This window comes from Salipiger mangrovisoli, assembly GCF_015223355.1.
Classification (GTDB): Bacteria; Pseudomonadota; Alphaproteobacteria; order Rhodobacterales; family Rhodobacteraceae; genus Salipiger; species Salipiger mangrovisoli.
In genome coordinates, this window is the sequence record NZ_JADFFK010000007.1 from 22,518 (window position 1) to 46,415 (window position 23,898).

The window sequence follows — 23,898 nt, forward strand, 5'->3', positions numbered from 1 at the left end:
CCGTTTTCAGCACTGAATCGCGCAAGCATCGATTGTTTCAGTTGCGACTCGGCGCAGGCTGCGGTTGTGCGCTTTGGTTTCTCGACCTGCGCGATTGTTTCAGCTGCGCCGTACGCAAGGCGCTGACAGGCGGAAGGCAGCCGCGGCGGAAGGGCCATATCCTGGGCATTGCCGCGACCGCACCTCTTGCCTAACGTGCCGCTGGGTAAGGGAGGAGACCTACATGACAGACAGGACACCCGGCTTCGACACGCTTGCCGTGCACGCCGGCACGGAACCCGATGCCGCCACCGGCGCACGGCAGGTGCCGATCTACCAAAGCACGTCTTACGTGTTCCGCGACGCGGAGCATGCGGCGCGGCTCTTCAACCTCGAAGAGGTGGGCTACATTTATTCGCGCCTGACGAACCCCACGGTCTCGGCGCTCGCGGCACGGGTCACCGCGCTCGAGGGCGGGGCGGGCGGCATCGCCTGCTCCTCGGGTCACGCGGCGCAGATCATGGCGCTCTTTCCGCTGATGGCTCCGGGCTGCAATATCGTCTCGTCCTCGCGGCTCTATGGCGGCACCATCACCCAGTTCAGCCAGACCATCCGCCGCTTCGGCTGGTCCGCCAGCTTTGTCGACACCGACGATCTGGACGCGGTGAAGGCGGCGATCAACGAGAACACCCGCGCGCTCTTCTGCGAGACCATCGCCAACCCCGGCGGCTACGTCACCGACCTTGGCGCGATGGCGAAGATCGCGGATGAGGCGGGCATCCCGCTCATCGTCGACAACACCACGGCAACCCCCTGGCTCTGCAAGCCGATCGAGCACGGCGCGACGCTGGTGGTGCATTCTGCGACCAAGTACCTGACCGGCAACGGCACGGTCACCGGCGGCATCGTGGTGGACTCGGGGCAGTTCGACTGGTCGGCGTCGGACAAGTTCCCCTCGCTGTCGCAGCCCGAACCCGCCTACCACGGGCTGACCTTCCATGCGGCGCTGGGGCCGATGGCCTTCACCTTCCATTCCATCGCTGTGGGCCTGCGTGACCTTGGCATGACGATGAACCCGCAGGGCGCGCATTACACGCTGATGGGCATAGAGACGCTGGGTTTGCGCATGGAACGCCACGTGAAGAACGCGCAGGCGGTGGCCGAATGGCTGGAAAGGGACCCGCGCGTCGAAGCGGTGACCTACGCGGGCCTGCCGTCGTCTCCCTGGCATGAACGGGCGCAGCGCGTCGTGCCCAAGGGTGCGGGCGCGCTCTTCACCGTTGCGATCAAGGGCGGCTACGATGCCTGCGTGAAGCTGGTGGACAGCCTGAAGCTCTTCAGCCATGTCGCCAATCTCGGCGACACGCGTAGCCTGATCATTCACCCGGCCTCGACCACCCACCGCCAACTCGAGCCCGAGCAGCAGGTGAAGGCCGGGGCCGCGCCCAACGTGGTGCGCATCTCGATCGGTATCGAGGACGTTGCCGACATCATCGCCGATCTCGATCAGGGGCTGGCCGCGGCGGCCCCTTGACGGCCCGCTGAAGCTTCGGGCGGGTGCCTCGGCACCGGCCCGGAGCCGCCGCGCGGCCTGCGCGCGCTCAGGGAATGCGGGTGCGCTCGATGAACTTGCGCAGCGCGAAGCGGGAGCGCACGTTGCGCACGCCGGGGACCTTCATCAGCTTTTTCTGCAGGAACTCCTCGTATTCCTCGAGATCGCGCACCAGCACCTCGAGCAGGAAGTCCTGGGAACCGGTCATCAGCATCCCGGTCACCACCTCCTCGAGCCCAGAGACGGACTTCTGGAATTTCTCCACATCCGGCCCGTCCGACCGCTCCAGTTCGACCGAGACGAAGGCGGTGACGCCGAAGCCCGCGACCTTGCGGTCGATCTTGGCGCTGTAGCCACTGATCAGCCCGCAGTCCTCGAGCCGCTGGATCCGGCGCTTGCAGGGGGTGGGGGAAAGGCCGATCTTCTCCGCAAGGTCCACGACCGTGACGCGGCCATCCGACTGGAGGAGCCGCAGGATCCTTCGGTCTAGTTCATCAAGGGTGATCGCCACGCCGGATTCTCCGTCAGGTGCCGGGGGGTGCCCCGGCAAATGTGATTTCGCTACCAGAGTCGGACCAGGCGGGCAGTCCGAGCTCTCTGCCATCATAGTGAAGCGATATTCTCCGACAAAGTCGGAAGCGATAGGGAAAAGCGCTTTCAGATACCCGACATTCCGTCCCAGTTTGGCGACAAGCACCGGCCATGACATGCGACACTCTGTCCAGTCGCAAAAAACGCCCCTCAGAGGATCACATGGCCCTGAAACTTGTCGAAGAACTGGCCCCCGCAGGCTACGAGCGTCTTGTCTACATCGAGGACGAGGACGCCGGGCTGCGCGCCTTCGTCTGCGTGCATTCCACCGTTTGCGGGCCCGCCGTCGGCGGCTGCCGGATGTGGAACTACGCCAGCAAGGACGAGGCGCGCACCGATGTGCTGCGTCTCGCCGCCGGGATGACACATAAGAACGCCATGGCCGGTCTCGGGCTGGGCGGCGGCAAATCGGTCATCCTCGGGGATCCGCGCAGCGACAAGTCCGAGGCGCTGTTCCGCGCCTTTGGCCGGGCGATCGAAAGCTTCGGCGGCAGCTACTACACCGCCGAGGATGTCGGCATCTCTCCCGAGGACATGGCCATCGTTGCCAAGGAAACCTCCTATGCCGTCGGTCTCGATCACGGCGCCCACGCCAGCGGTGATCCTTCGCCCTTCACCGCCGAAGGTGTGTTCCAATGCCTGAAGATCGGCGCGCGTGCGGTCTTCGGAACCGAGGACCTGACGGGCCGCCGCGTGCTCGTGCAGGGTCTGGGCCATGTCGGATGGAGCCTTGCGGAGAAACTCCATGCTGCGGGTGCGGCTCTGGTTGTCACGGATGTGAACGCCGCAGCGTCTCAAAAAGCACAGGTCAGCTTCGGGGCAGAGGTCTGCGCTCCGGACGAGGTGTTCGACCAGCAAATCGATATCTTCGCACCCTGCGCGCTCGGCGGTGTCCTCACCCATGAGACCGTTGCACGGCTGAGCGCGAAACTGGTGTGCGGGGCTGCCAACAACCAGTTGCTCGAGCCGTCGGTCGCCGAAGACCTGCTGAAGCGTGATTGCCTCTACCTGCCGGACTACGTGGTAAACGCGGGCGGCATCATCAGCGTTGCGGGCGAGGTGCATCACGCCGGACCGGAGTACCGCGCCGAGCGGCTTGTCCAAATCGCGCGCCGCATCGACGAGATTGTCAGGACCAGCCGGAAAGAAGGCAAGACGACGATCCGGGTGGCGGACGAAATGGTGACCGACATCCTTGCCAAGGCGCGCAAGGTCGCGGACGCCGCCGCCTGATCACCGAGCCGGGCCGGTCCGGCCCGGATGCTGTTCCGCCACGACGTCCCGCAACGCGGCCCGAGCTTCTGCTTCGGCCGCGTTGTGCCTGACGGTGAGCGTGCGCCGTCTAGGGAATCGCGCTTGCTGACAGGGACGCGATCGTGATCGCCGCGATCAGAAGGCCGCCCGCACGCTCGAGCCACACGCCAAACCTGCGCAAGCTTCTGTGCAGGAAAGCTCCTGAGGTCACCGCGACGAGCTGCGCGAGCATCGAGGCCACGACAAAGACGCCGATGACGATCGCGGCATCCAGCGCACCCATCGCGCGGTCCGGAAGAATTTGCGGCAATAGCGCGATCAGGAAGACCAGATTGAACGGGCTGAATGCGGCCAGCGTGAAGCCAAGCGAGAAATCGGCGAGCCGTGGCGGCTCCCGGTGCCACGCCGGGTTCTCCCTGCCGGAATTGAAGATCATGCGCAGCGAAACATAGGCGACCACCGCGATGCTGGTGGCCTTGAGCGCGGCGTCGACCCCGGCGGGCAGCGTGGTCGATGCGAGCACCATCAGCACCGAGATCGTGGCCATGATGGCATCTGCCGCAAGGATCCCGCCGGTCACACACATGCCGCTGCGCAGACCCGAGGCAGAGCTGCGGCTGATTGTGAAGACAATGCAGGGTCCGGGCGCCGCCGCATTTGCGAGGCTGGCACCAAACAGGAAAAGGATTGCCAGGGAATCCATGGAATGTTCCAGTCGAATGTTTGTGGTCGAAATGGAATAGGGGACGGTCTATTGCATAGTCAGGAATATATTTCGCGCGGTGTCTTCAAAGTCCTCCACCATGTCGCGATTTTCCGCCTGCCAAGACTGGAATCTTGAAAGTCCTCTGCTCATCATCTGGTTTTGCGCGAGCGCGATTTCTGAAATGTGAGAGAGCTCTTCGGGTGTGATGAAGCTGGCTCCGATCGACGCCGTGGCGGTGCTGCAGCGAAGAGCCTGGTCTTCGGGAAGCGGTCCGAGGTCCATCATGGCGGAGCAAAGGTAATAGGTCGCCAAAATTGTCAGAAAGCTATGCATCGTTCCACTCGCTTCTCTGTGGTGCCAATCCGGCGGCGCGCCGGGTCCAGACCGTCGTGCGATAGGTCTACTTGTCGCGATGGGCAGTGGGATCTGAACCTTCCGCTTGCAATTGAGGGGTTATCTATGTTATTTATCAGTATATTGCCCTGAAAACTTCGCGCGTGTCATCGGCTGGGGCCCGCGGCGGTGCGGACGGGGTCTTCGGCGTTGGATCTCAATCCGCAGGAAGCGCGCATTGATGATCAGAAGCGTGGCGTGCAGCAGTCCTATCGGCAGCAGGCCCGACAGCGCGGAATAGGCGAGAAAGCACAGGTTGCTGGTTATCGCCAGCGTTCGAAGGTGGACCGTGTCGCCGCAGCAAAACGTCAGCAGCACCAAGGTGCAGGCCAGGTAGCCGACAAGCTCTGTGAACATGAGACGTGCGATCCTCCGGAGTAAGAAACGGACGACTCGATAACCTTACCCTGCGCAAAAATTCTGCGCGTCATTCATATGGACGATGTCTCGCGTTGTTTGCGTAAGCGAACCGATATTTTAGGGAAAGCCCTATATTTTTATGGGAAGTCGCTCCATTCTTGTGATTGGGTTTGTGGAAAGTTAATGAATTGGAAGGGAGCATCATCGCGGGTTTCCTCGGAATTGTGTCAATAAGAAGATGCGGAGCGTTTTTAAAAGGTCAGACCTCAGAGCAATTCCGCAAGGAAATCGCGTGGCCACTGAGGGGGAGCGCGCCGTCAGTCTCGCGCAGCGACGCAGGATTTGAGCGTGACAGTGCCGCCAATTTGCGTGCAGCCGCCGGCGCCTGGATAGGTCCCCAAAAGGGGAGCTCAACCTGTGGTTTTGCGAAATGACGAAAGTAATGTATCTTTCCGCGCATTGTACCAGCGTGACAAATCCGGCTGATGAGCCTGGTTCCCTGGGAAGGCGACGCATATGCCTGATCGCAAGGATTCCGGCCCCCTGCCGGGGCTTCATGAAATGCTTGGCGGCATCTACGATGTCGCGTTCCAGGAAGATGCGCTGCTGCGGATGCTCGACCTCGTCTCTCGGGCGAGCGGCAATCACATCGCTGTCTTGTGCGATCGTGGCGAGACGGGCGGCTGCGTTGAGGTCGCCCATGGGTTCGACCCGTTCTACGTGCCTTACATGCAGGCGCTGTCCGACAGGAATGTTGTCGCGGACTGGACGATGGTGGAAGCCGTCGGAAAGCCGATCCACGGCGATCCGCTGCTTGCGAGCCCGGAGGTCCAGCGCACCGAGCTGTTCAACGACGTGTGGCAGCCGTCGGGCCTGCACCATGTGGTTGGGATCAACCTCGAGCGGCATCGCAGCAGGGTCTGCTCCATATGGCTTGCCCGGTCGCGGTCCGCCGGGGCGCATGACCACGCCGATTTCCGTTTTGTCGAAATGCTCGCGCCGCATCTCTGCCGCGCCCTGGCGCTGCGCAGAACCCTCCGCTGGACTCAGGCACGCGGCGCGTTGCTGGGGCAGGCGCTTGACGCGCTGTCGGTGCCGGTTCTCGTGGTCGATGGGTCGGGGGGGCTGGTCTTCGCAAATGGCGCCGCGGACGCGCTCCTGTCCGGTCCCGCGCCGATTGCAGCAGTGCATTCCAGGATCACCGCAGCTTCGCCGACCGACCGCGCGCGGCTGCGCAGGCTGGTACAGTCGATCCGCGGCGGTATCGGCGACAGCGCGGTGCTGGGGCAGGGCAGCGGCCACTCGCTGAGGGTGCTCGCTGCGCCGTTGAGCGAGGAGCGGGTCTGCGAGTTCGGCGTGCCCCCGACAGACCGGTTTGGCATCCTGGCCCTGCACAGCGGCGCCGAGGAAGGATCCGTCGATGCGGCGGATCTTCAGCGGTTCTACGATCTGACGGCGGCCGAGGCAGGGCTTGCGAGGTCCATCAAGCTGGGGCTGACCCTGCGCGAGGCGGCGGACGCGCGGCAGGTCAGCCTGAACACCGTCCGCGCGCAACTCCAGGCGGTTTTCGCAAAGACCGGGGTTTCACGGCAGGCGGAATTGGCACGGCTGATGGCGAGTCTCGATCTGCTGCGCCGGAGATGACAGGTGCGGGGAGAGTCGCGGGGGCAGGCGCGGCGACGACGCCTGGGCGTTTCCATGCCGTTGCGCGCCGCATTCAAGATCGAGGGGTTGCGTGGCGGCCCGTCCCGTAGAAAGCTCGGTCCGGGACGGAGCCGGGCGGGCGGCGCGTCCCGGCAGAGGAGCGGAAGCGGCGTGACCCCAGGCGACAGAGTTCAGGAGGTCTATCGCCGCGAGAACCGCCGCGTCTTTGCGACCCTGGTGCGGCTCTTGGGCGATTTCGATCTCGCCGAGGATGCGCTGCAGAGCGCTTTCCTTGCGGCCTCGGAACGCTGGCCGCAGCAGGGTGTGCCGCGCAATCCAGTGGCCTGGCTGGTGTCCGCAGGGCGTTTCCGGGCGATCGACAGCCTGCGCCGACAGCGCCGGATGACCCCCTGGAGCGAGGCGGCCGAGGCCGCGGCGGGCATCGCCGACGAGGCATCGGTCTACGAGGAACTCGAGGATGTCGAGGACGACAGGCTTCGGTTGATCTTCACCTGCTGCCACCCCAGCCTGTCCGAAGAAGCTGCGATTGCCATGACCCTGCGCGAGATCTGCGGGCTCTCGACCGAGGCCATCGCACGAGGTTTCCTGATCGCGCCGACCACCCTCGCGCAGCGCATCGTGCGCGCCAAATCGAAGATCCGCGATGCGCGCATCCCATATGAGGTGCCGGACAGGGACGCTCTGCCGGCGCGGCTCGGGCGGGTGCTGCGCGTGATCTATCTTGTCTTCAACGAGGGGCACTCGGCGGCGCAAGGTGCCGATCTGATGCGCCCGGATCTGACCGCGGAAGCCATCCGCCTGGCGCGCCTTCTTGCCGATCTGATCCCCGATCCCGAGGTTCGGGGGCTGCTGGCGCTGCTGCTGCTGCAGGACTCGCGGCGCCGCGCCCGAACCACCGCCAGCGGCGATCTTGTCCCGCTCGAGGCGCAGGACCGGACGCTTTGGGACAGGGCCGCCATCGCGGAAGGGGTGTCTCTGGTTCGGCAGGCGCTGGGGGTGCACGGCTTCGGCTCCTATGCGCTCCAGGCGGCGATCGCAGCCGTTCACGCCGAGGCCCCGTCCTCGGAAGCGACCGATTGGGCCGAGATCGTGGGGCTTTACGACGCCCTGCTGCACCGCGAGCCTTCGCCGGTGATCGCGCTGAACCGGGCGGTCGCGGTGGCGATGCGAGACGGGCCGGAGGCCGGGCTGGCGCTCATCGAGCCGCTGCTCACGCCCGAGCTGCTCGGCGGCTACCATCTGGCCCATGCGGCCAAGGCCGAACTGCTGCGCCGCGCGGGCCATTGCGACGCGGCAAAGTCGGCCTATGAGGCGTCTCTGGGCCTTGCCCGGCAGGATCCCGAAAAGCGGTTTCTCAGGGCCCGTCTCGCGGAAATCAGCGACTGACAAAGTTTTTTCGGAGGCCTGTCGATTCCGGGCCCTGCCGTTCGACCACTTGGCAAGAAGGCCCTGCAACGCGGGACTTTGGAACCAGGAGTTGAGCGATGAAATATCTTTGTCTTGTCTATCTCGACCGCGAGAACTGGAGCGCCTGCCCCGATCCGGTCTGCGCTGACTACGCACAGAAACTCGTCGATCGGCAGGTGCTGTTGGCCGGAGAGGCGCTGCATCCTGTCGACAGTGCCACGACGGTGCGGGTGCGAAACGGGCAGGCGCAGCTCTACGATGGACCCTTTGCCGAAACCAAGGAGCTGCTGGCCGGTTTCTACCTGGTGGAGGCGCGCGACCTGAACGAGGCGATCCGCATCGCCAGCGGCATCCCGCCGGGAGAATACGGCAGTATCGAGGTCCGCCCGGTGCGCCAGCTCGAACTTGGCGACGCCACGTCCTGAGCCGCGCCGTCCTGCTTGCATCAAGGAGACGCCTCCATGCCCAGCACCATCCGTCTTCACCGGGTCCTTTCGACCACCCCCGAAAAGCTCTACCGCGCCTTTCTCGAGCCAGACGCGCTGGCCAAGTGGCTGCCGCCAGATGGGTTTACCTGCGCCGTGCACAGCCTCGAGCCGCGGGTGGGGGGCCGGTTCAAGATGAGCTTTCGCAACTTCACCACGGGCGGCAGCCACGCCTTCGGGGGCGACTACCGCGAGCTGATCCCGAATGAGAGGATCGTCTACACCGATGTCTTCGACGATCCGGCACTGCCGGGCGAGATGCGCGTGACGGTCACGCTGCGCGCCGTTTCGGTCGGGACCGAGATCAGCATCGTGCAGGAGGGGGTGCCCGACGCAATCCCTCCCGAGGCCTGCTACCTCGGCTGGCAGCAATCGCTCGCGAGCCTGACCCGCCTGACCGAACCCGACATTCCGCAATGATGCGTGGCGCCTGATCGCGCGCGCAGCCCTGCCGCAAAGGAGTCATACATGCTCAAGACATTCGCCATCGTGACCGCCCGGCTGATCTTCGCGGGGATTTTTCTCATGGCCGCGGGCTTCAAGTTCGCGGGCATGGGCGCGACCGCCGACTATATCGCCGCGGCCGGCTTCCCGTTCGCCTGGGCCCTGGCCTGGATTGCCGCGGTTTTCGAGATCGGGCTGGCCTGCGCCTTCCTGATCGGCGCCTTCTTCAGCGAGGCTGCGCTTGCCGCGGGGGTCTACGTGATCTTCCTCGCCTTCGCCTTCCATGGTCCGGCGCGTTGGCAGGACAACCAGGCCGAGTTCGGCTTCTTCGTGGATCACTTCACCTTCCTCGCCGGCCTGCTCTTTGCCGCGGTCCACGGGCCCGGCAACGCGCTGGCACTGCGCTGGCACCTCTGGCCCCGGCGGAGCAATGCACAGACCGGCTGACCGATCCCACCACCTGACCGCAGGGGCGGTGCCGAGCATCGCCCGACACCCGAAAGGAGACACAAGATGGAACCGACGATCTACCTCACCTTCAACGGAACCTGCCTCGAGGCCATGCGCCATTACGAAAAGACGCTTGGCGGCGAGATCACCGGCATCTTCCGCAACTCCGACGCCCCGACCCCGGAGAGCCGGATGCAGGGCAGCGACGACATGGTGCTGAACATGTCGATGCGGCTCGGCAATGCGGTGGTCATGGCCTCCGACGCACCGGAGGCCTGGTACGCCAGGCCGCAGGGGTTCTCGGTCTCGCTCTCGCCCGCCTCGGTCGATGAATTCGACCGGCTTTTCGCCGCGCTCGCCGAGGACGCGCAGGCGGTGATGATGCCGCCGAGCGAGACTTTCTGGGCCGAACGCTTCACCATGTTCACCGACCGTTTCGGCACGCCCTGGATGCTGAATTTCGAAGGCAACAAGGCGATGACGTAAAGATCGCCGCGCAACGCTCTGAGATACGGAGGAAATCCATGTCTGCGCCAAAGAATACCATCTGCATCTGGTACGACAAAGAGGCCGAGGCTGCCGCGCGTTTCTACGCCCAGGTCTTTCCGGACAGCGAGGTCCGGGCGGTGCACCACGCGCCCGGTGACCATCCTTCGGGAAAGGCGGGTGACGTTCTGACCGTCGAGTTCACCGTGGCGGGAATTCCCTGCCTGGGCCTGAACGGTGGCCCGCTCTTTCCCCAGTCCGAAGCGTTCTCATTCCAGATCGCCACCGATGACCAAGAGGAGACGGACCGCTACTGGAATGCCATCGTCGGCAACGGTGGCGCGGAAAGCGCCTGCGGCTGGTGCAAGGATCGCTGGGGGGTGTCCTGGCAGATCACGCCGCGTGCGCTGACCGATGCTTTGGCGGCGGGTGGCGACGAGGCGGCTCGGGCCTTTTCCGCCATGATGGAGATGGGCAAGATCGACGTCGCCGCGATCGAGGCCGCCCGCCGGGGATAGGCGTCGCCTGCAAGCCGCACCGGGCCTCGCGATGTGCCGGCCCGGTTCGTTCGGCTGGCACCCGCCGCGCGGCAGCGCCGGTCGGGTGCCAGATACCGGAGCCGACTGGGGACCTTCGGTCAGGGCCGCAGGCCCCGCAGGGTCAGAAATTCGCCGGGGATGCCGTAGCTGCCGCCCGGCTGCCGGTGTTGCCGCACGGAGGCTAGGAACTCTGCCTGCACCGCGGACCATTGCGCGGCATCGAAGCGCTTCACCGCTAGCGCGACCGGCCCGCCAAGGAGAACCGCGTCGAGAAGCGCGCGCTCCGAGGCGAAGGTGAGTGTCTCGGACTGCCGCACCTCGGCCACCTGGTCCAGGCCCGCCGCCTCGAACAGGCGCTTGAGTGCCCCCTCAGCGCCCGTGCCGAAGAACAGCGGACAGACCTCCGAGGCGACGCGGGCATCGACAATGGGGAAGACGTCGGCCCAGCCGCAGTTGCGGCGCTCGCCCCAGACCGTGGCCGCCACGGTGCCACGCGGTCCCACGACGCGGGCCATTTCGCGCAGGGCGGCGGCGGGGTCCGGGGTGTACATCAGGCCAAGCGAACAGACCGCCGCGTCATAGCTTTCGTCCGGCACGTCGAGGGTCTCTGCCGCCATGCGCGCCGCCGTGACCGTTCCACGCAGGTCCGCGCCGAGCCGGGCGCGCAGGTCGTCGATCATACCTTGCGACAGGTCGGTTGCCAGCACGTGTCCTGCCGACCCGACCGCCGCCGCGAGCCGCGCCGTGACCATGCCGCTGCCACACGCAGTCTCGATCACCCGCTGCCCCGGACCGATCCGGGCCATCGCCAGAAGCCGATCTTGGGCGGGACGCAGCTGCGCCTCCCAGCTGGCGTGGTAGTGGTCCGCCGCGGCGTCCCATCCGTAGCGCTGGATGCGGGTCTGAAGCCGCGCCTCCATCACCGGGCCGCCTCGGTGCAGGTGACCTCGGTGCGCAGGCTCTGCGCATCGCGGAAGGCCAGGAACCAAGGATCGCTGTCGAGCGCGCGCGAGACCATCGCCTGCACTTTCGCCGCCGGTTCGGGCGAGGCAACGGAGATCGTCAGCCGGGTATCGAGCGGTCCCGCCGGGGTGCCGGCCAGGGCAAAGAGCCCGCGGTCGTCCCAATGCTGCTCGATGTCCACCTGCACCGCATCCAGGTGAAGGCCCTCGCGCGCGGCTGTCATCTTGATGCCAATGGCGACGCAGCCGCTGAGCGCCGCGCGCCCGAAGAACCCCGGAGACGGGCCGGCACCGCTGCCGCCGACCGGCTTGGGCATGTCGAGGACGATCCGCTGCCCGTCCTGATCGTAGGTGCAGGTCAGCCCGTCTGTCACCGCGGCAGTGCCGAGGTTGACGCTCTGCGCCGCTTCGGGGCGCTTGGTGAAGACCGAGACGACGCGCGCTTGCGCCTCCCTGGTATGACGGTTTGCCAGGGTTTCGGTCGGATGGGTCATGGTCAGCCTCGCTGCGGGTCAAGAGATACCCTCAGGCTGACATCGGCGGCCTTGCCGAACCAGTTCAGCAAATGCAGCAAACCTGCTACAGTTTCCGTAGTGCGCCGACGGAGGAGCGCGGCGCTTTCCTGCGGAGGCGCTGCAATGTCCGACAAGAGCTACCCGCGGTTCTGTCCGGTGGCGATGGCCGCCAGCCTTCTCGAGCCGCGATGGACCATGCTCGTGCTCTGCGAAATGTGGTCCGGCTCCACCCGCTTCAACGAGATCCAGCGCGGTGTGCCCGGTATGTCGCCGGGGTTGCTGTCCAAGCGCTTGAAGGAGATGGAGGCGAACGGCCTTGTCAGCCGCCGCGGCGGCGGTCCGGGGGCGCATGCAGAATATCTGACAACCGCGCTGGCCGACGAACTCGAACCGCTGATCCGCGGGCTCGGTGAATGGGCGCATCGAAACATCGATTGCGACGCCTCGCTCCAGGATCTCGACGCGCGCATGTTGATGTGGAACATCCGGCGCAAGATCGACCTGCTGGAACTGCCCCGGCGCAAGAGCGTGATCCAATTCATCCTGAACGACGCGCCGAACGAAACGGCGAACTACTGGCTGGTGGCCAAGCCGGGCGAGGAGACCGACCTGTGCTATGCCGATCCCAGGCATGACGTCGATCTCTACGTCGTTGCCGAGCTGCGCGCGCTGACCTCGGCCTGGATGGGACATTCGTCGTTCGAGACCGAGATCGGGGCCGGGCGGATCACGCTGACCGGAGACGACCTCATGGCGCGCACGCTGACGCGCTGGATGATCCGCAGCAGTTTCGCCGACCTTGCCCCGGGCCGCGACGCGGTGTGCCGAGGCGTGATCTAGGGAAGGGGCATTGCTGGCCCGCGGCTGACGGTGTGCCAGCCGCGGGTGAGCGTTCAGAAGCCGATGACGCGCAGCAGCATGAAACAGGCGGCCGACAGCAGCGCGGCGGCGGGCACGGTGATCACCCAGGCGGCGACGATCGTCATGAAATGGGACCGACGTACAAGCTTGCGGCGGGCGCGCTCCTGGCGCGGAATGTCCACGGCGGGGCGGCTCTGGTGGATGCGGCGGGCGCGGCGCTCGGAGTGCCACTCGCGGAAAAAGCCGACGCCGAAAACACCGCCGACGGCGATATGGGTCGAACTTACCGGCAGGCCGAGCCACGAGGCCGCGATCACCGTGACCGCCGCCGAGAGCGCCACGCAATAGGCGCGCATCGGGTTCAGCTTTGTGATCTGATTGCCGACCATGCCAATCAGCTTCGGCCCGAAGAGCACCAGCCCGAAGGAGATGCCGAGCGCGCCGATGATCATGACCCAGAGCGGGATCGCGACCTGGCCGGCAATGTTGGCGGATTGCTGCACGTAGACGATGGCGGCAAGCGGTCCGACGGCATTGGCGACGTCATTGGCCCCATGCGCAAAGGACAGCAGCGCGGCCGAGACCACCAGCGGCAGGCGGAACAGCGTCTTGAGCGAGCGGCTGCGGTTTTCCAAACCCTCGGACTGCCGACGCACGAGCGGCACCGACAGCAGACCGACGATGATCCCCGTCGCCGCGCCGATCAGCAGCGCGGTGGAAAAATCGATCGAGATCAGTTTCTTCAGGCCCTTGAGCGCAAGGTAGGCCGAGAAGGCGGCGGCCATGATCCCGATGAGCACCGGAACCCAGGTGCGCGCGGCGGCGATCTTGTCCTCGACGTAGATCACCCGCCACTTGATGAAGGCGAGCATGCCCGCGGCGATGATGCCGCCCAGCAGCGGCGAGATCACCCAGCTGGCGGCGATCGCGCCCATGGTGGACCAGTTGACCGTGCCGATGCCGGCCGCCACGATGCCGGCCCCCATGACGCCGCCGACGACGGAATGGGTGGTCGAGACCGGCGCGCCGACCCAGGTTGCGATATTCACCCAGATCGAGGCCGCCAGCAGCGCCGCCATCATCGCGCGCACGAAAATCGCCGTGTCGGCGAGCCCTGCAGGATCGATGATGCCCTTGGAAATGGTCGAAACCACGTCGCCGCCGGCGATCAATGCCCCCGCGGTTTCGAAGACGGCGGCGATCGCAATGGCGCCGAGCAGCGAGAGCGCCTTGGCACCCACCGCGGGGCCCATGTTGTTGGCCACGTCGTTGGCCCCGATGTTCAGCGCCATGTAGGCACCGAAGGCGGCCGCCACCACCACCGCGAGGCTCTGCACCTCGCCGCCGGTGAAGATGGCCGCGGCCACGGCCGCGAGCGAGACGAAGACGAGGCTGATCCCGACGCCGACGAGCGGCCGCGAGGCGTACATGGTTGCCTCTTCAAGACGCGTCAGACGGTTCAGGTCCTTGTCGAGCGTCTCCCACTGAGGCGTGGTGTCATCAGTCACTTTGTATTTCCTTGAAGTCCTGTGGCTCCCGAGGCGCTGGCAGCGCGCCACGGCTGCGCTCAGGGTTGGCGCGCTTGCGCGAGCAGGGCAGGGAAATCTGCGAGGATCGCCTTGAGCTGATCCTCGTCCACGGCGTCCGCCGCCGCCGCCGGGGCCATCCACTTGCGTTCGCGCATCTGCATGTCGGGGAAGCTGTCGAGCAGCTTCTCAACCTCAACGGCATAGACGTCCACATCCGTGGTGACCGGCAGCCGGCCGTTGACGATCTTCTTGTAGCGGTATTGTCCGATGCGGATGGGACGTTCGCCGCGGTGCTTGACCCCGGCTTCCTCCCAGGCTTCCTGAAGCGCGGTGCCGGCACCATCCGTGCCGCTCATCGGCCAGCCCTTGGGAAGGATCCAGCGTTTGGCGTGATGGGTGGACGTGATCAGCAGCACCTCCGGCAGGTCATCGACGGAGCGATGGCAGAGGGCGGCGATCTGCACACGGGCAGGTCTGCCCAGCAGCGGCGCAAGGTAGTTGTTCCAAAGACGGCTGAACATGGGCTCACCGGTTGTTCGAGAAGGTCGGACCGCGGGCGTGTATCGCATCGCAGGTCGGATCTCAAGTCAACAGCTATCTGTCGCTGGGTCAGCCACCTGTCGGCGCGTCAAATGGCCTGGCCGCGATGGGGGCGCGCAAGGGAAGAGGCTGGCCTGCGGCGCGGTCCTCAGGAGCGCTGCGCGTGCGGAGCCTGCCCGCAGATCCCTGCGTCGCAGATCAGCCGGGGCTCTCGGGTCGCCGGTCCCCGTTGCGCCGCCGGAAATCGCCCTCCGGCACGCGGCGCGGCGGGGACGCCGCTGGAGCATCGGCCAGGGCCCTCACGCCACCGGCGCGCCGAAGACCGCAATGGTCAGCCCCAGCAGCGTCAGCGCCTCGAAGGCACGCGCCCGCGTCTTGCGGTTCTCGGCCCGCGCCCCAAGCGCGGCGATCCCGCTTTGCAGCGCGTAGTAGAGCGCGAAGGCCCGGCTGGCGAAGGCGATGATGTCGAAGACATCAAGCTGCCAGGTCAGCAGCAGCCCCAGCCCGACCAGCAGCGCATAGGCGCTGCGCACCCGGATGCGCCGGCGGGTGAGCTCCTCGACCAGCCCGCCGGCCCCGCCGGTGTCCGCCACCGCGGCGCTCAGTTGCGCGGCCAGGGCGGCGGCGGTGAGCATCAGCGGCAGGATCGGTGCCACCAGCCCCATGAGCCCGATGATCGCCGTTTCGCTGGCGTCCCCCGTGCCGGGCGGGAAGACATACGCGATGAGCCCGATGTAGGCCATGTAGATGACCGCCGCGAGCGCCTGGGCCAGCTTCATCGCGCGGATACGCGTGGGGGCGGTGTATTCGGCGCCGAGGTAGCGGGTGGTCTCGAACCCCTGCACTGTCACGATGAGCCCGAAGCCGAGCGTCAGCGCCGCCCAGCCCGAGAGGCTTGGCGGATTGGCAAGCAGCGCCCCCGCCTCGAGCTTGCCGGCGAAATAGGCGGCCAGCCCGGCCAGCAGCCCGGCAATGATCGCCAGCTTCAACCCGACGGCGATCTGCTCGAGCCGTTCCAGCGCCGAGAATCCCCGGCTCCAGCCGATGCCAAGCACCATCAGGAACACCGCAGAGGTCAGCAGCTTGGCATGCAGCGGATCGTCCCAGGGGGTCAGCCGGGTGCCGAAGGCGCCGAAGAGGTTGAGGTAATAGGACACAGAGATCACATAAGCGAAGGCCAGTGCCCAGGAGGCACCGATCTCCAGCCGTTCCTCGGCGGCGCTGCGCGGCCCGCGGCTGCGACGGGCAATGTTGAAGCGCACCGCCGCGCCGAAGAGCCAGGCACCAAGGCAGAGCGCCGCCATGGCCGCCGGTGCCCAGATGCCGTAGGCCGCCTCGAGGATCGGGCCGAGCACGAGAAAGCCGCTGCCGATGATCGAGGCGAGCGGGGTGACGGTCGCCCGCCAGAGCCGGGCGCGCGCGAGCCGGGGCCAGAGCAGGAGGAGGGCGGCGAGGAGGGAGATGCCGAGGATCAGGGCAGTGGTCATGGTCCGCACGCTAATGCCGTGGCGCGGCAAAGGAAATGTGTCATCGCTTGCGGGCGGGACGCGGCCGAACTAGGGTCGCGCCGCAACCAGACCCGCGCGCCGCGTCGCCGCGGTCAGACAGGAGCGGCGCATGGCCCATGAGTTTCCGGTGCGTGTCTACTACGAGGACACCGACATGGCGGGGATCGTCTACCACGCCAATTATCTCAAGTACATCGAGCGCGCCCGCTCCGACTGGGTGCGCAGCCGCGGCATCGACCAGAACGCGCTGCGCGAGGCCGAGGGCCTCGTCTTCGTTGTGCGCCGGCTCGAAGCCGACTATCTCGCCCCGGCCCGCTTCGACGAGGAGCTGCTGGTGCGAACCGAGGTGAAAGCGGTCTCCGGCGTGCGGCTGGGGCTCCTGCAGGAAGTCTTGCGCGCCGGCAGGCCGCTGTTCCGCGCCGAGGTCACGCTGGTGGCGATCACCGGCGACGGCCACCCCGCGCGCCTTCCCGCGGTGCTCCGCCAGCAGGTGCACTGAGCGCTTCGCGCGCCCGGCGTCCCAGGCTTTCTTCTAGGCAAAAATATCTCGGGGGAGGCCGCGCGCAGGCGCGGACGGGGGCAGAGCCCCCCTTGCCCGGCGGGCCTTGTGCGCCGCGGCTCGGGGAAGAGGCCGGGATGACCGGCCCTTCCGCAGGGGAAATGGGCGAATTCCCGCGAAAATCCGCCATTTTCACACCTCCGATGACGTCAATGTGTTGGTGGAGCGTCTGCAAATCGGCTACACAGGCCGGTAATCAGAGCCTCGCCCGCAGAGGCCAATTCATAGCCCATGAGGAAGAGCAGGCTTATGGACGCAAATACCCTTGCGCTCGCGCAGGAGATCGACTTCTCCATGTGGGGGCTCTTCGCCCGTGCCACGCTGACCGTCAAACTGGTGATGCTGATGCTGATCCTGTCGTCGGTCTGGGCCTGGGCGATCATCTTCGAAAAGATCGTCGCCTATCGCCGCGCCCGCCGCGAAGCCGCGGTCTTTGACCGCGCCTTCTGGTCCGGCGAGCCGCTCGACGAGCTCTTCGACCAGATCGGCCCAGAGCCGCGCGGCCGCGCACAGCGCGTCTTTGCCGCCGGCATGACCGAGTGGCGCCGCTCGCATCGCGGCGATGGCGGGATGATCGCCAACGCCTCGGCGCGGATCGACCGCTCGATGGATGTCGCCATCCAGAAGGAGGCCGAGGACCTGCAGCGCGGGCTGCCGGTGCTGGCCACCGTCGCATCGGCGGCGCCCTTCGTCGGCCTCTTCGGCACGGTCTGGGGGATCATGCACGCCTTCATCGAGATCGCGCAGCAGCAGGACACCTCGCTGGTGGTCGTGGCCCCCGGCATCGCCGAGGCGCTCTTTGCCACGGCGCTGGGTCTTGTCGCGGCGATCCCGGCGGTGATCTTCTACAACAAGCTCTCGGCCGACTCGGACCGCGTGATCGCGGGCTACGAGGCCTTTGCCGACGAGTTCTCGACCATCCTCTCGCGCCAGCTGGATTCCTGATCCATGGCCGGTGGCGTGATGAAAAAGGGAGGCGGCGGAGGCCGCCGTCGGCGCCGCCGCAGCGGTGGCGGAGGCCAGCCCATGGCCGAGATCAACGTCACGCCGATGGTGGACGTGATGCTGGTGCTGCTGATCATCTTCATGGTCGCCGCACCGCTCCTGACCGTCGGCGTGCCGGTGGAGCTGCCGAAGACCGCGGCCTCCTCGTTGCCGAACGAGGCCGAAGAGCCGTTGACCGTGACCATTGCCGCCGACGGCATGGTGATGATCCAGACCACCGAAGTGCCGATGGACGAGCTGACGCCGCGGCTGCAGGCGATTGCCACCGAGCGCAGCGATGACCGCATCTTCCTGCGCGCCGACGGGGCTGTGCCCTATGACACGGTCGCCAAGGTCATGGGCGCGCTGAACCGCGGTGGATTCTCGTCGATCGGCCTTGTGACCGACGCCGGTGGCCCGGCGCTGGACGGCACGGCCTCCGCGGCCGGCAACTGAGGGAGCGCCCTTGCGCAGGAACCTCTATATCTCGGGCGCTCTGCACCTTGCCGTGATCCTCTGGGCGATCTTCGGCAACGTGTTCCGCCCCGATCCGCCGCAGGTCGAGACCTCGGCGGTCACGGTGATCTCGGAGGCCGAGTTCGCCGCGCTGACCCGTGCCGCGCAATCGCCGGAGACCGCGCAGGAGATCGACGCCCCGCCCGCGCCGGAGCCCGAGGCGCGCCCGGCGGCGCGCCCGGCGCCCGCCGAGCCCGAGCCCGCCCCCAATCCCGAGCCGCCCGCTCCGACGCCCGAGCCGGAACCCGAGCCCGAGCCCGCGCCGGAGCCCGTCGCCCCGCCCGCGCCGGTGACGCCGCCCGACACCACGCTGCCGGTTGCCCCGCCCACGCCCGAGGCCTCGGCGCCACCGCCCGTGCTTGCGCCCGAGCGCGCCGAGCGCCCGGTGCCGCGCCCCGCGCCGCGCGTTGCGCCCGAACCGGTTGCCCCGCCCGAGCCCGACACCACCGTCGCCGAGGAGGTGCAGAAGGCCGCCGAGGCCGAGTCGGAATCCGCCGAGGTCGTCGAGCAGGAACAGGAGGCCACGGCCCCCGAGGAGGTGGCGACCGAGATCGTGACCGAGGCCGAGGAGCCCGCCGCCGCCGAGGAGCCGGCGCCGCCCGCGCCGACTCTCGCGCCGGATGCCTCGCGCCGTCCGCTCACCCGGCCGACGCAGCTCGCCCAACGGCCCGAGCCGGAACCCGAAACGCCCAAGCCTGCCGAGAAGCCGGCGGAGCAGCCGAAAACCGAGACCGCCAAGACCGAAACGCCCAAGGCCGAAACACCCAAGCCCGAGACCCCGAAGCATGAGACGCCGAAGCCTGCTGCTCCGGAGCCGGCCGAAGACGCGGTCGCCGATGCCATCGCACAGGCGCTCGCCGCAGGCGGTGCCGCCGAGGAGCGCGGACCGGCCGGGCCGCCGCTCACGCAGGGCGAACGCGAGTCGCTGCGCGTCGCGGTGCAGAAGTGCTGGGTCGTCGATGTCGGCAGCCAGGCGGCGAACGTGACGGTCACGGTCAGCATGGACATGGAGCCCGGTGGCCGGGTCGTCTCGTCCTCGCTGCGGATGGTCGGCTCCTCGGGTGGGGACGCGGCCTCGGCCGAGACCGCCTTCCAGAACGCCCGCCGCGCGATCCTGCGCTGCCAGGCCGACGGCTACCCGCTTCCGGCGGACAAGTACGACCAGTGGAAGACCATCGAAATGACCTTCAACCCCGAGCAGATGAGGCTGCGGTGACCGCCCTTTTCGCGAGGACCTGCGCAAGCCGCGCGTTGCGGCGCTTTGTCCGGGGCACGTCCCCGCGCTATGTTTGCCCCGAGGCAGTCAACCCTGCGGCACACAAGCGCGGTGGCGCGACCGGGAAGGAGAACACGAGCATGACAAGACTTCTGGCCCTCATCCTTGCCCCCGTATTGACGGTGGCCACGGTGACGGGCGTGGCGCTTCCAGCGCAGGCCCAGGACGGCCCGCTGCGGATCGAAATTACCGAGGGCGTGGTCGAACCGCTGCCTTATGCGGTGCCCGACTTCGTCGCCGAGACCGGCGACGCGGCTCAATACGCCCAGCAGATCAGCCGGGTGATCGCCGAGGATCTGACCGGCACCGGTCTCTTCCGCGAGATCCCGCGCGACGCGCACATCAGTCGCGTGTCGAACTTCTCGAGCCCGATCCAGTTCTCGGACTGGAAGGCGATCAACGCGCAGGCGCTGATCACCGGGGCGGTGTCCTCGGATGGCGGGGGCAAGCTCACCGCCAAGTTCCGCGTCTGGGACGTCTTCGCGGGTACCGAGCTGGGGCAGGGGATGCAGTTCTCGGCCACCGCCGACGGCTGGCGCCGGCTCGCCCACAAGGTTGCCGATCAGGTCTATTCGCGGATCACCGGCGAGGGCGGCTATTTCGACAGCCGCGTGGTCTTCGTGTCCGAGACCGGCCCCAAGGACGAGCGCGCCAAGCGGCTCGCGGTCATGGATTACGACGGCGCCAACGTGCAGTTCCTGACCTCGAGCAACTCGATCGTCATCGCGCCGCGCTTCTCGCCGAATGGCAGCCGGGTGCTCTACACCAGCTACGAGACCGGCGAGCCGCGCATCCACGTACTCGACGTCGGCTCGGTGCAGAGCCGCATGCTGCCGACCACCGATGGGGTGATGAGCTTTGCGCCGCGCTTCTCGCCGGACGGCTCGCAGCTGCTCTACTCGATGACCCGTGGATCGAACACCGACATCTACGCGATGGACATCAACTCGGGCCAGACCCGGCAGCTGACCACCGCGCCCTCGATCGAGACCGGTGCCAGCTTCTCGCCCGACGGCAGCAAGATCGTGTTTGAAAGCGACCGCTCGGGCAGCCAGCAGCTCTACGTCATGCCGGTGGGCGGCGGCGAGCCGGTGCGGATCAGCTTCGGCCAGGGCCGCTACGGCACGCCGGTCTGGTCGCCGCGCGGCGATCTCATCGCCTTCACCAAGCAGAACGCGGGCCGCTTCCACATCGGCGTGATGCGCACCGACGGCTCGGAGGAGCGGCTGCTGACTGCCTCCTTCCTCGATGAGGGTCCGACCTGGGCGCCGAACGGCCGCGTGTTGATGTTCGCGCGCGAGACGCAGGGCGCCGGCGGCGCGAGCTCGCTTTATTCGGTTGATGTCTCGGGGCGGAACCTCAAGCGGGTGCGCACGCCCGACGGCGCGTCGGACCCGAGCTGGGGCCCGCTGCAATGAGCGTGGGCCGGGCGGAAGATCCCGCCCGGCCGCCTTGCCGCGAAGGCACCGGACACGGGGACTGTTGCCGTGGAAACAAAGCTCTCAAAAGGGTTATCCGGCCTTCGATGCACCACGTTCCCAAGCCATTTGCGCTGTGATAGCGTGGCTGCAAACACACGAGCAGGACAGTGATCCAATGACATATCTTCCGAAGGTTCTGATGCTGGTGGCCGGGCTTGGCCTTGCCGCCTGTACCAACCCGGACCGCTTCGGCGCGGGCGGCGATGGCACAGGTGCCGGGGGCGCGGGCTACGGAAACGGCAGCGGCGTGAACGGCGGTTACCTCGACGGGTCCGCCGGCGACCCGCGCTCGCCGGCCTACTTCAACCAGGCAATCGGCGACCGCGTGCTCTTTGCCGTCGACCAGTCGACCCTTTCGGCCGATGCCCAGGCGACGCTCGATGCGCAGGCGCAGTGGCTGATGACCAACTCCGACTATCTCGCGGTGATCGAAGGTCACGCGGACGAGCAGGGCACCCGCGAGTACAACATCGCGCTCGGCGCACGCCGCGCCAACGCGGTGATGGAGTACCTGATCTCCAAGGGCGTCGCGTCGAGCCGCCTGCGCCAGATCTCCTACGGCAAGGAACGCCCCGTCGAGGTCTGCTCGCAGGAGGCCTGCTACGCCAAGAACCGCCGCGCGGTGACGGTGATCTCCATGGGCATGACGAGCTGAGGCTGATCGGATGCGTCTGACTGGCATTGCCCTCTGCCTGGGCCTGATCGCCTCGGGCGCACAGGCCCAGCAAACCGAGACCCTGGCGGACCTTCGCCAGGAACTCTCGATGCTCAGCGGCGAGTTGCAGAAACTCAAGCAAGAGCTGAATTCCACCGGTATCGGCGCGATGAACGTGCCTGCCAGCACGCTCGACCGCGTCAACGCGATCGAGGCCGAGTTGACGCGCGTGACCGCCAAGACCGAAGAGCTTGGCCACCGCATCGACAGTGTCGTGGCGGATGGGACCAACCGCATCGGTGATCTCGAGTTCCGTATCTGCGAGATCGAGCCCGGTTGCGACATCGGCAACATCGGCCAGACCAAGCCGCTTGGCGGGCAGACCCCCGCCACCTCTGGCCCGGTCACCTCGGCTCCGGCCCCCTCGGTGCCCGAGACCACGCTGCCCTCGAACGGTGCGCAGCTTGCCGTCGGCGAAGAGACGGATTTCCGGCGGGCGCAGGAGGCGCTCGCCAACGGTGACTTTCAATCCGCCGCGGAAAAGTTTGCGGCCTTTCGCCAGGCCTACCCGGGCTCTCCGCTAGAAGCGGCGAGCTATCTGGCCGAAGGGCAGGCGCTGAAGAAGGCGGGTGACACCCGCGAGGCGGCGCGCCGCTTCCTTGGTGCCTATGCCAATTATCCCGACAGCGAGGTCGCTCCCGCAGCGCTCTGGCAACTCGGCACGGCGCTCGGAGAGCTGGGCAGCAAGACCGAGGCCTGCGTCACTCTCGGCGAGGTCTCCACGCGCTATCCGGGCACCGAAGAGGTCTCGAAAGCGGCGGAGGAGATGGGGCGCCTCGGCTGCCAGTGAGGCCGCCCGAGGGCATCCCGGTCAGCGCCTCGCTCGACCAGCGTTTCGCCGACGCCATGGGCGCGGCGCTCGGTCCCGATTTTCCCGAAAGCATCGCCCTCGCCGTCTCAGGCGGGGGCGACAGCATGGCCATGCTGACGCTGGCGCACAACTGGACCCATGTCTGGGGTCTGCGGCTGCGGGTCGTGACGGTGGACCACGGGCTGCGTCCCGAGGCGGCGGCAGAGGCCGAGATGGTCGCCGAGACCTGCGCCGAGCTTGGCTGGGAGCATGCGACGCTGCGCTGGCACTGGGACGGGCAGGGCAACCTGATGGATGCGGCCCGGCGGGCCCGGCTGTCCCTGATCAACGGTTGGCGGGGCGACACGCGCGACGTGCTGGTGGCACATACGGCGGATGACGTGGCCGAGAGTTTCCTGATGCGCCTTGCCCGAGGCGCCGGGGTCGAGGGTCTGTCGGCGATGCGCCCGGTGCGCGAGGTGGCCTGGCCGCAGGGCGCGCCGATGCGGATCATCCGCCCATGCCTCGCCATGCGCCGGGACGAGCTGCGACACTACCTGCGCGTGTTGCAGGGACAATGGGTCGATGATCCCTCCAACGAGGACGACAGTTACGAGCGCGTCCGCGCCCGCAAGCTGGCGGCCCGGTTGGAGGCCGAGGGCAGCCTGTCGGGAGCGGTCCTGAGCGCCGCGGCGCGGCGCATGTCCCGTGCCTCGGAGGCGCTGCGCGCGCGGGCGGCGCAGGTCTGGCGCGAGATCGCGACCGAAGTGCCGCCGCAGCGGCGCGGCGAGCTGATCTTTGATCAAACGGGCTTTCAGTCCGTCGAACGCGACACCCAGCTGCGGCTGCTTTCGTCGGCGCTGCGCTTTGTCGCGGCTGCGGAATATCCGCCGCGCGAGGCCCCGCTCGAGGCCCTGCTCGACCGGCTTCTCGGTGGCGGTGGCGGCACGCTGCACGGCTGCGAGGCGCGCATCGAGCGCGGCCGCATCGCCATCTTCCGGGAGTTTGCAGCCGTCTGCGATCTGCGCATCGAGGCGGTGCGCGGGGCGCTCTGGGACGGGCGCTGGCGGCTCGCGGCGCAGGTGCCCGAAGGGCTGACGCTGCGCGCCCTCGGCGAGGATGGATGGGCACAGCGCGACCGCACGGTCGAGCAGGTGGTCCCTTTTCACGCCGCGCGCAGCGCCCCGGCGCTGTTCTCGGGCTCGCGGCTCGTCGGGTGCGACGCCCTTCAACCTGCGGGCGAGCAGTCGCTTTTTGACCACAGCCTGTTCGGGCAAGTGGCACCTCAGTTCACCGCTTTCCTCGGATCCGGCCCGGCTTCGGGGTGAAATCGCATTGAACCGGCTGTCTC

27 protein-coding genes are annotated in these 23,898 nt (G+C 67.3%); 18 read left to right on the forward strand and 9 right to left on the reverse strand.

Annotated elements, in window-relative coordinates; translation table 11 throughout:
* The first annotated feature begins 223 nt into the window (after positions 1-223).
* On the forward strand, positions 224-1,513 hold the full coding sequence (locus IQ782_RS10515; protein WP_194134595.1) for an O-acetylhomoserine aminocarboxypropyltransferase/cysteine synthase family protein: 1,290 nt from the start codon (positions 224-226) through the stop codon (positions 1,511-1,513).
* A gap of 67 nt (positions 1,514-1,580) precedes the next feature.
* Here IQ782_RS10515 and IQ782_RS10520 read toward each other — a convergent pair whose 3' ends face one another.
* Positions 1,581-2,042 carry an Lrp/AsnC family transcriptional regulator gene (locus tag IQ782_RS10520; RefSeq protein WP_338092569.1) on the reverse strand — a complete coding sequence of 154 codons (462 nt, stop codon included), beginning with the start codon at positions 2,040-2,042 and terminating at the stop codon, positions 1,581-1,583.
* 242 nt (positions 2,043-2,284) lie between these two features.
* Between IQ782_RS10520 and IQ782_RS10525 the strand changes: the two genes are divergently transcribed.
* Positions 2,285-3,355, forward strand: coding sequence for a Leu/Phe/Val dehydrogenase (locus IQ782_RS10525; RefSeq protein WP_194134596.1), 1,071 nt, complete (start codon positions 2,285-2,287; stop codon positions 3,353-3,355).
* 109 nt (positions 3,356-3,464) lie between these two features.
* Here IQ782_RS10525 and IQ782_RS10530 read toward each other — a convergent pair whose 3' ends face one another.
* The 3 genes from IQ782_RS10530 to IQ782_RS10540 all read right to left on the reverse strand — a co-directional run bounded on the left by IQ782_RS10530 (position 3,465) and on the right by IQ782_RS10540 (position 4,832).
* Entirely contained in the window at positions 3,465-4,079 is a 615-nt protein-coding gene (locus IQ782_RS10530; protein ID WP_194134597.1) for a LysE family translocator, read from the reverse strand.
* 48 nt (positions 4,080-4,127) lie between these two features.
* Positions 4,128-4,415: a hypothetical protein gene (locus IQ782_RS10535; RefSeq protein WP_194134598.1), complete on the reverse strand. Its 288-nt coding sequence runs from the start codon at positions 4,413-4,415 to the stop codon at positions 4,128-4,130.
* A gap of 129 nt (positions 4,416-4,544) precedes the next feature.
* Positions 4,545-4,832 (reverse strand): hypothetical protein, encoded by a 288-nt coding sequence (locus tag IQ782_RS10540; protein ID WP_194134599.1) that lies wholly within the window; start codon positions 4,830-4,832, stop codon positions 4,545-4,547.
* Positions 4,833-5,351: 519 nt separating this feature from the next.
* Between IQ782_RS10540 and IQ782_RS10545 the strand changes: the two genes are divergently transcribed.
* The 7 genes from IQ782_RS10545 to IQ782_RS10575 all read left to right on the forward strand — a co-directional run bounded on the left by IQ782_RS10545 (position 5,352) and on the right by IQ782_RS10575 (position 10,290).
* On the forward strand, positions 5,352-6,479 hold the full coding sequence (locus tag IQ782_RS10545) for a hypothetical protein (RefSeq protein ID WP_194134600.1): 1,128 nt from the start codon (positions 5,352-5,354) through the stop codon (positions 6,477-6,479).
* A gap of 171 nt (positions 6,480-6,650) precedes the next feature.
* Positions 6,651-7,886: an RNA polymerase sigma factor gene (locus IQ782_RS10550; RefSeq protein WP_338092570.1), complete on the forward strand. Its 1,236-nt coding sequence runs from the start codon at positions 6,651-6,653 to the stop codon at positions 7,884-7,886.
* A 98-nt stretch (positions 7,887-7,984) separates the two neighbouring features.
* On the forward strand, positions 7,985-8,332 hold the full coding sequence (locus IQ782_RS10555; RefSeq protein ID WP_194134602.1) for a YciI family protein: 348 nt from the start codon (positions 7,985-7,987) through the stop codon (positions 8,330-8,332).
* A 36-nt stretch (positions 8,333-8,368) separates the two neighbouring features.
* On the forward strand, positions 8,369-8,812 hold the full coding sequence (locus IQ782_RS10560; RefSeq protein ID WP_194134603.1) for an SRPBCC family protein: 444 nt from the start codon (positions 8,369-8,371) through the stop codon (positions 8,810-8,812).
* Between the two features lie 48 nt (positions 8,813-8,860).
* Complete coding sequence (locus tag IQ782_RS10565; protein WP_194134604.1) at positions 8,861-9,283, forward strand: DoxX family protein; 423 nt, start codon at positions 8,861-8,863, stop codon at positions 9,281-9,283.
* A gap of 66 nt (positions 9,284-9,349) precedes the next feature.
* Entirely contained in the window at positions 9,350-9,772 is a 423-nt protein-coding gene (locus IQ782_RS10570) for a VOC family protein (protein ID WP_194134605.1), read from the forward strand.
* Positions 9,773-9,810: 38 nt separating this feature from the next.
* Complete coding sequence (locus IQ782_RS10575) at positions 9,811-10,290, forward strand: VOC family protein (RefSeq protein ID WP_194134606.1); 480 nt, start codon at positions 9,811-9,813, stop codon at positions 10,288-10,290.
* A gap of 119 nt (positions 10,291-10,409) precedes the next feature.
* Here IQ782_RS10575 and IQ782_RS10580 read toward each other — a convergent pair whose 3' ends face one another.
* Both IQ782_RS10580 and IQ782_RS10585 read right to left on the reverse strand, forming a co-directional pair.
* On the reverse strand, positions 10,410-11,231 hold the full coding sequence (locus IQ782_RS10580) for a class I SAM-dependent methyltransferase (RefSeq protein WP_194134607.1): 822 nt from the start codon (positions 11,229-11,231) through the stop codon (positions 10,410-10,412).
* On the reverse strand, positions 11,231-11,767 hold the full coding sequence (locus tag IQ782_RS10585; protein ID WP_194134608.1) for an OsmC family protein: 537 nt from the start codon (positions 11,765-11,767) through the stop codon (positions 11,231-11,233). Before IQ782_RS10585 ends, IQ782_RS10580 begins: the two co-directional genes overlap by 1 nt.
* Positions 11,768-11,911: 144 nt before the next feature.
* On the opposite strand from IQ782_RS10585, the gene IQ782_RS10590 reads away from it, so the two are divergent.
* Positions 11,912-12,628 carry a winged helix-turn-helix transcriptional regulator gene (locus tag IQ782_RS10590; RefSeq protein ID WP_194134609.1) on the forward strand — a complete coding sequence of 239 codons (717 nt, stop codon included), beginning with the start codon at positions 11,912-11,914 and terminating at the stop codon, positions 12,626-12,628.
* Between the two features lie 53 nt (positions 12,629-12,681).
* On the opposite strand, the gene IQ782_RS10595 is transcribed toward IQ782_RS10590, so the two are convergent.
* From IQ782_RS10595 to IQ782_RS10605, 3 genes are all read right to left on the reverse strand, one after another.
* Complete coding sequence (locus IQ782_RS10595) at positions 12,682-14,157, reverse strand: inorganic phosphate transporter (protein ID WP_194134610.1); 1,476 nt, start codon at positions 14,155-14,157, stop codon at positions 12,682-12,684.
* A 59-nt stretch (positions 14,158-14,216) separates the two neighbouring features.
* Positions 14,217-14,699, reverse strand: coding sequence for an NUDIX hydrolase (locus tag IQ782_RS10600; protein ID WP_194134611.1), 483 nt, complete (start codon positions 14,697-14,699; stop codon positions 14,217-14,219).
* A gap of 318 nt (positions 14,700-15,017) precedes the next feature.
* The gene (locus IQ782_RS10605) at positions 15,018-16,205 is read right to left on the reverse strand and encodes an APC family permease (protein WP_194134612.1); all 1,188 of its coding nucleotides are present in this window, start codon (positions 16,203-16,205) and stop codon (positions 15,018-15,020) included.
* A gap of 130 nt (positions 16,206-16,335) precedes the next feature.
* On the opposite strand from IQ782_RS10605, the gene ybgC reads away from it, so the two are divergent.
* From ybgC to tilS, 8 genes are all read left to right on the forward strand, one after another.
* The gene (gene ybgC / locus IQ782_RS10610; protein ID WP_194134613.1) at positions 16,336-16,725 is read left to right on the forward strand and encodes a tol-pal system-associated acyl-CoA thioesterase; all 390 of its coding nucleotides are present in this window, start codon (positions 16,336-16,338) and stop codon (positions 16,723-16,725) included.
* A 309-nt stretch (positions 16,726-17,034) separates the two neighbouring features.
* Positions 17,035-17,730: a protein TolQ gene (tolQ, locus tag IQ782_RS10615; RefSeq protein WP_092419360.1), complete on the forward strand. Its 696-nt coding sequence runs from the start codon at positions 17,035-17,037 to the stop codon at positions 17,728-17,730.
* A gap of 3 nt (positions 17,731-17,733) precedes the next feature.
* Positions 17,734-18,225: a protein TolR gene (tolR, locus tag IQ782_RS10620; protein WP_194134614.1), complete on the forward strand. Its 492-nt coding sequence runs from the start codon at positions 17,734-17,736 to the stop codon at positions 18,223-18,225.
* A 10-nt stretch (positions 18,226-18,235) separates the two neighbouring features.
* Complete coding sequence (locus tag IQ782_RS10625; RefSeq protein WP_194134615.1) at positions 18,236-19,501, forward strand: cell envelope biogenesis protein TolA; 1,266 nt, start codon at positions 18,236-18,238, stop codon at positions 19,499-19,501.
* A 140-nt stretch (positions 19,502-19,641) separates the two neighbouring features.
* On the forward strand, positions 19,642-20,979 hold the full coding sequence (tolB, locus tag IQ782_RS10630) for a Tol-Pal system beta propeller repeat protein TolB (protein WP_194134616.1): 1,338 nt from the start codon (positions 19,642-19,644) through the stop codon (positions 20,977-20,979).
* 178 nt (positions 20,980-21,157) lie between these two features.
* On the forward strand, positions 21,158-21,697 hold the full coding sequence (gene pal / locus IQ782_RS10635; RefSeq protein WP_194134617.1) for a peptidoglycan-associated lipoprotein Pal: 540 nt from the start codon (positions 21,158-21,160) through the stop codon (positions 21,695-21,697).
* A 10-nt stretch (positions 21,698-21,707) separates the two neighbouring features.
* Positions 21,708-22,547 (forward strand): tol-pal system protein YbgF, encoded by an 840-nt coding sequence (ybgF, locus tag IQ782_RS10640; RefSeq protein ID WP_194134618.1) that lies wholly within the window; start codon positions 21,708-21,710, stop codon positions 22,545-22,547.
* Complete coding sequence (gene tilS / locus IQ782_RS10645; RefSeq protein WP_338092571.1) at positions 22,544-23,875, forward strand: tRNA lysidine(34) synthetase TilS; 1,332 nt, start codon at positions 22,544-22,546, stop codon at positions 23,873-23,875. The genes ybgF and tilS overlap by 4 nt, the downstream gene beginning before the upstream one ends.
* The last annotated feature ends 23 nt before the right edge of the window (positions 23,876-23,898 follow it).

Excerpts from the sequence above, each read along its gene's own strand:
- IQ782_RS10515 (WP_194134595.1), top strand. The coding sequence starts at position 224 with ATGACAGACAGGACACCCGGCTTCGACACGCTTGCCGTGCACGCCGGC.
- IQ782_RS10525 (WP_194134596.1), top strand. The coding sequence starts at position 2,285 with ATGGCCCTGAAACTTGTCGAAGAACTGGCCCCCGCAGGCTACGAGCGT.
- IQ782_RS10530 (WP_194134597.1), bottom strand. The coding sequence starts at position 4,079 with ATGGATTCCCTGGCAATCCTTTTCCTGTTTGGTGCCAGCCTCGCAAAT.
- IQ782_RS10535 (WP_194134598.1), bottom strand. The coding sequence starts at position 4,415 with ATGCATAGCTTTCTGACAATTTTGGCGACCTATTACCTTTGCTCCGCC.
- IQ782_RS10540 (WP_194134599.1), bottom strand. The coding sequence starts at position 4,832 with ATGTTCACAGAGCTTGTCGGCTACCTGGCCTGCACCTTGGTGCTGCTG.
- IQ782_RS10545 (WP_194134600.1), top strand. The coding sequence starts at position 5,352 with ATGCCTGATCGCAAGGATTCCGGCCCCCTGCCGGGGCTTCATGAAATG.
- IQ782_RS10555 (WP_194134602.1), top strand. The coding sequence starts at position 7,985 with ATGAAATATCTTTGTCTTGTCTATCTCGACCGCGAGAACTGGAGCGCC.
- IQ782_RS10560 (WP_194134603.1), top strand. The coding sequence starts at position 8,369 with ATGCCCAGCACCATCCGTCTTCACCGGGTCCTTTCGACCACCCCCGAA.
- IQ782_RS10565 (WP_194134604.1), top strand. The coding sequence starts at position 8,861 with ATGCTCAAGACATTCGCCATCGTGACCGCCCGGCTGATCTTCGCGGGG.
- IQ782_RS10570 (WP_194134605.1), top strand. The coding sequence starts at position 9,350 with ATGGAACCGACGATCTACCTCACCTTCAACGGAACCTGCCTCGAGGCC.
- IQ782_RS10575 (WP_194134606.1), top strand. The coding sequence starts at position 9,811 with ATGTCTGCGCCAAAGAATACCATCTGCATCTGGTACGACAAAGAGGCC.
- IQ782_RS10580 (WP_194134607.1), bottom strand. The coding sequence starts at position 11,231 with ATGGAGGCGCGGCTTCAGACCCGCATCCAGCGCTACGGATGGGACGCC.
- IQ782_RS10585 (WP_194134608.1), bottom strand. The coding sequence starts at position 11,767 with ATGACCCATCCGACCGAAACCCTGGCAAACCGTCATACCAGGGAGGCG.
- IQ782_RS10590 (WP_194134609.1), top strand. The coding sequence starts at position 11,912 with ATGTCCGACAAGAGCTACCCGCGGTTCTGTCCGGTGGCGATGGCCGCC.
- IQ782_RS10600 (WP_194134611.1), bottom strand. The coding sequence starts at position 14,699 with ATGTTCAGCCGTCTTTGGAACAACTACCTTGCGCCGCTGCTGGGCAGA.
- IQ782_RS10605 (WP_194134612.1), bottom strand. The coding sequence starts at position 16,205 with ATGACCACTGCCCTGATCCTCGGCATCTCCCTCCTCGCCGCCCTCCTC.
- ybgC (WP_194134613.1), top strand. The coding sequence starts at position 16,336 with ATGGCCCATGAGTTTCCGGTGCGTGTCTACTACGAGGACACCGACATG.
- tolQ (WP_092419360.1), top strand. The coding sequence starts at position 17,035 with ATGGACGCAAATACCCTTGCGCTCGCGCAGGAGATCGACTTCTCCATG.
- tolR (WP_194134614.1), top strand. The coding sequence starts at position 17,734 with ATGGCCGGTGGCGTGATGAAAAAGGGAGGCGGCGGAGGCCGCCGTCGG.
- tolB (WP_194134616.1), top strand. The coding sequence starts at position 19,642 with ATGACAAGACTTCTGGCCCTCATCCTTGCCCCCGTATTGACGGTGGCC.
- pal (WP_194134617.1), top strand. The coding sequence starts at position 21,158 with ATGACATATCTTCCGAAGGTTCTGATGCTGGTGGCCGGGCTTGGCCTT.
- ybgF (WP_194134618.1), top strand. The coding sequence starts at position 21,708 with ATGCGTCTGACTGGCATTGCCCTCTGCCTGGGCCTGATCGCCTCGGGC.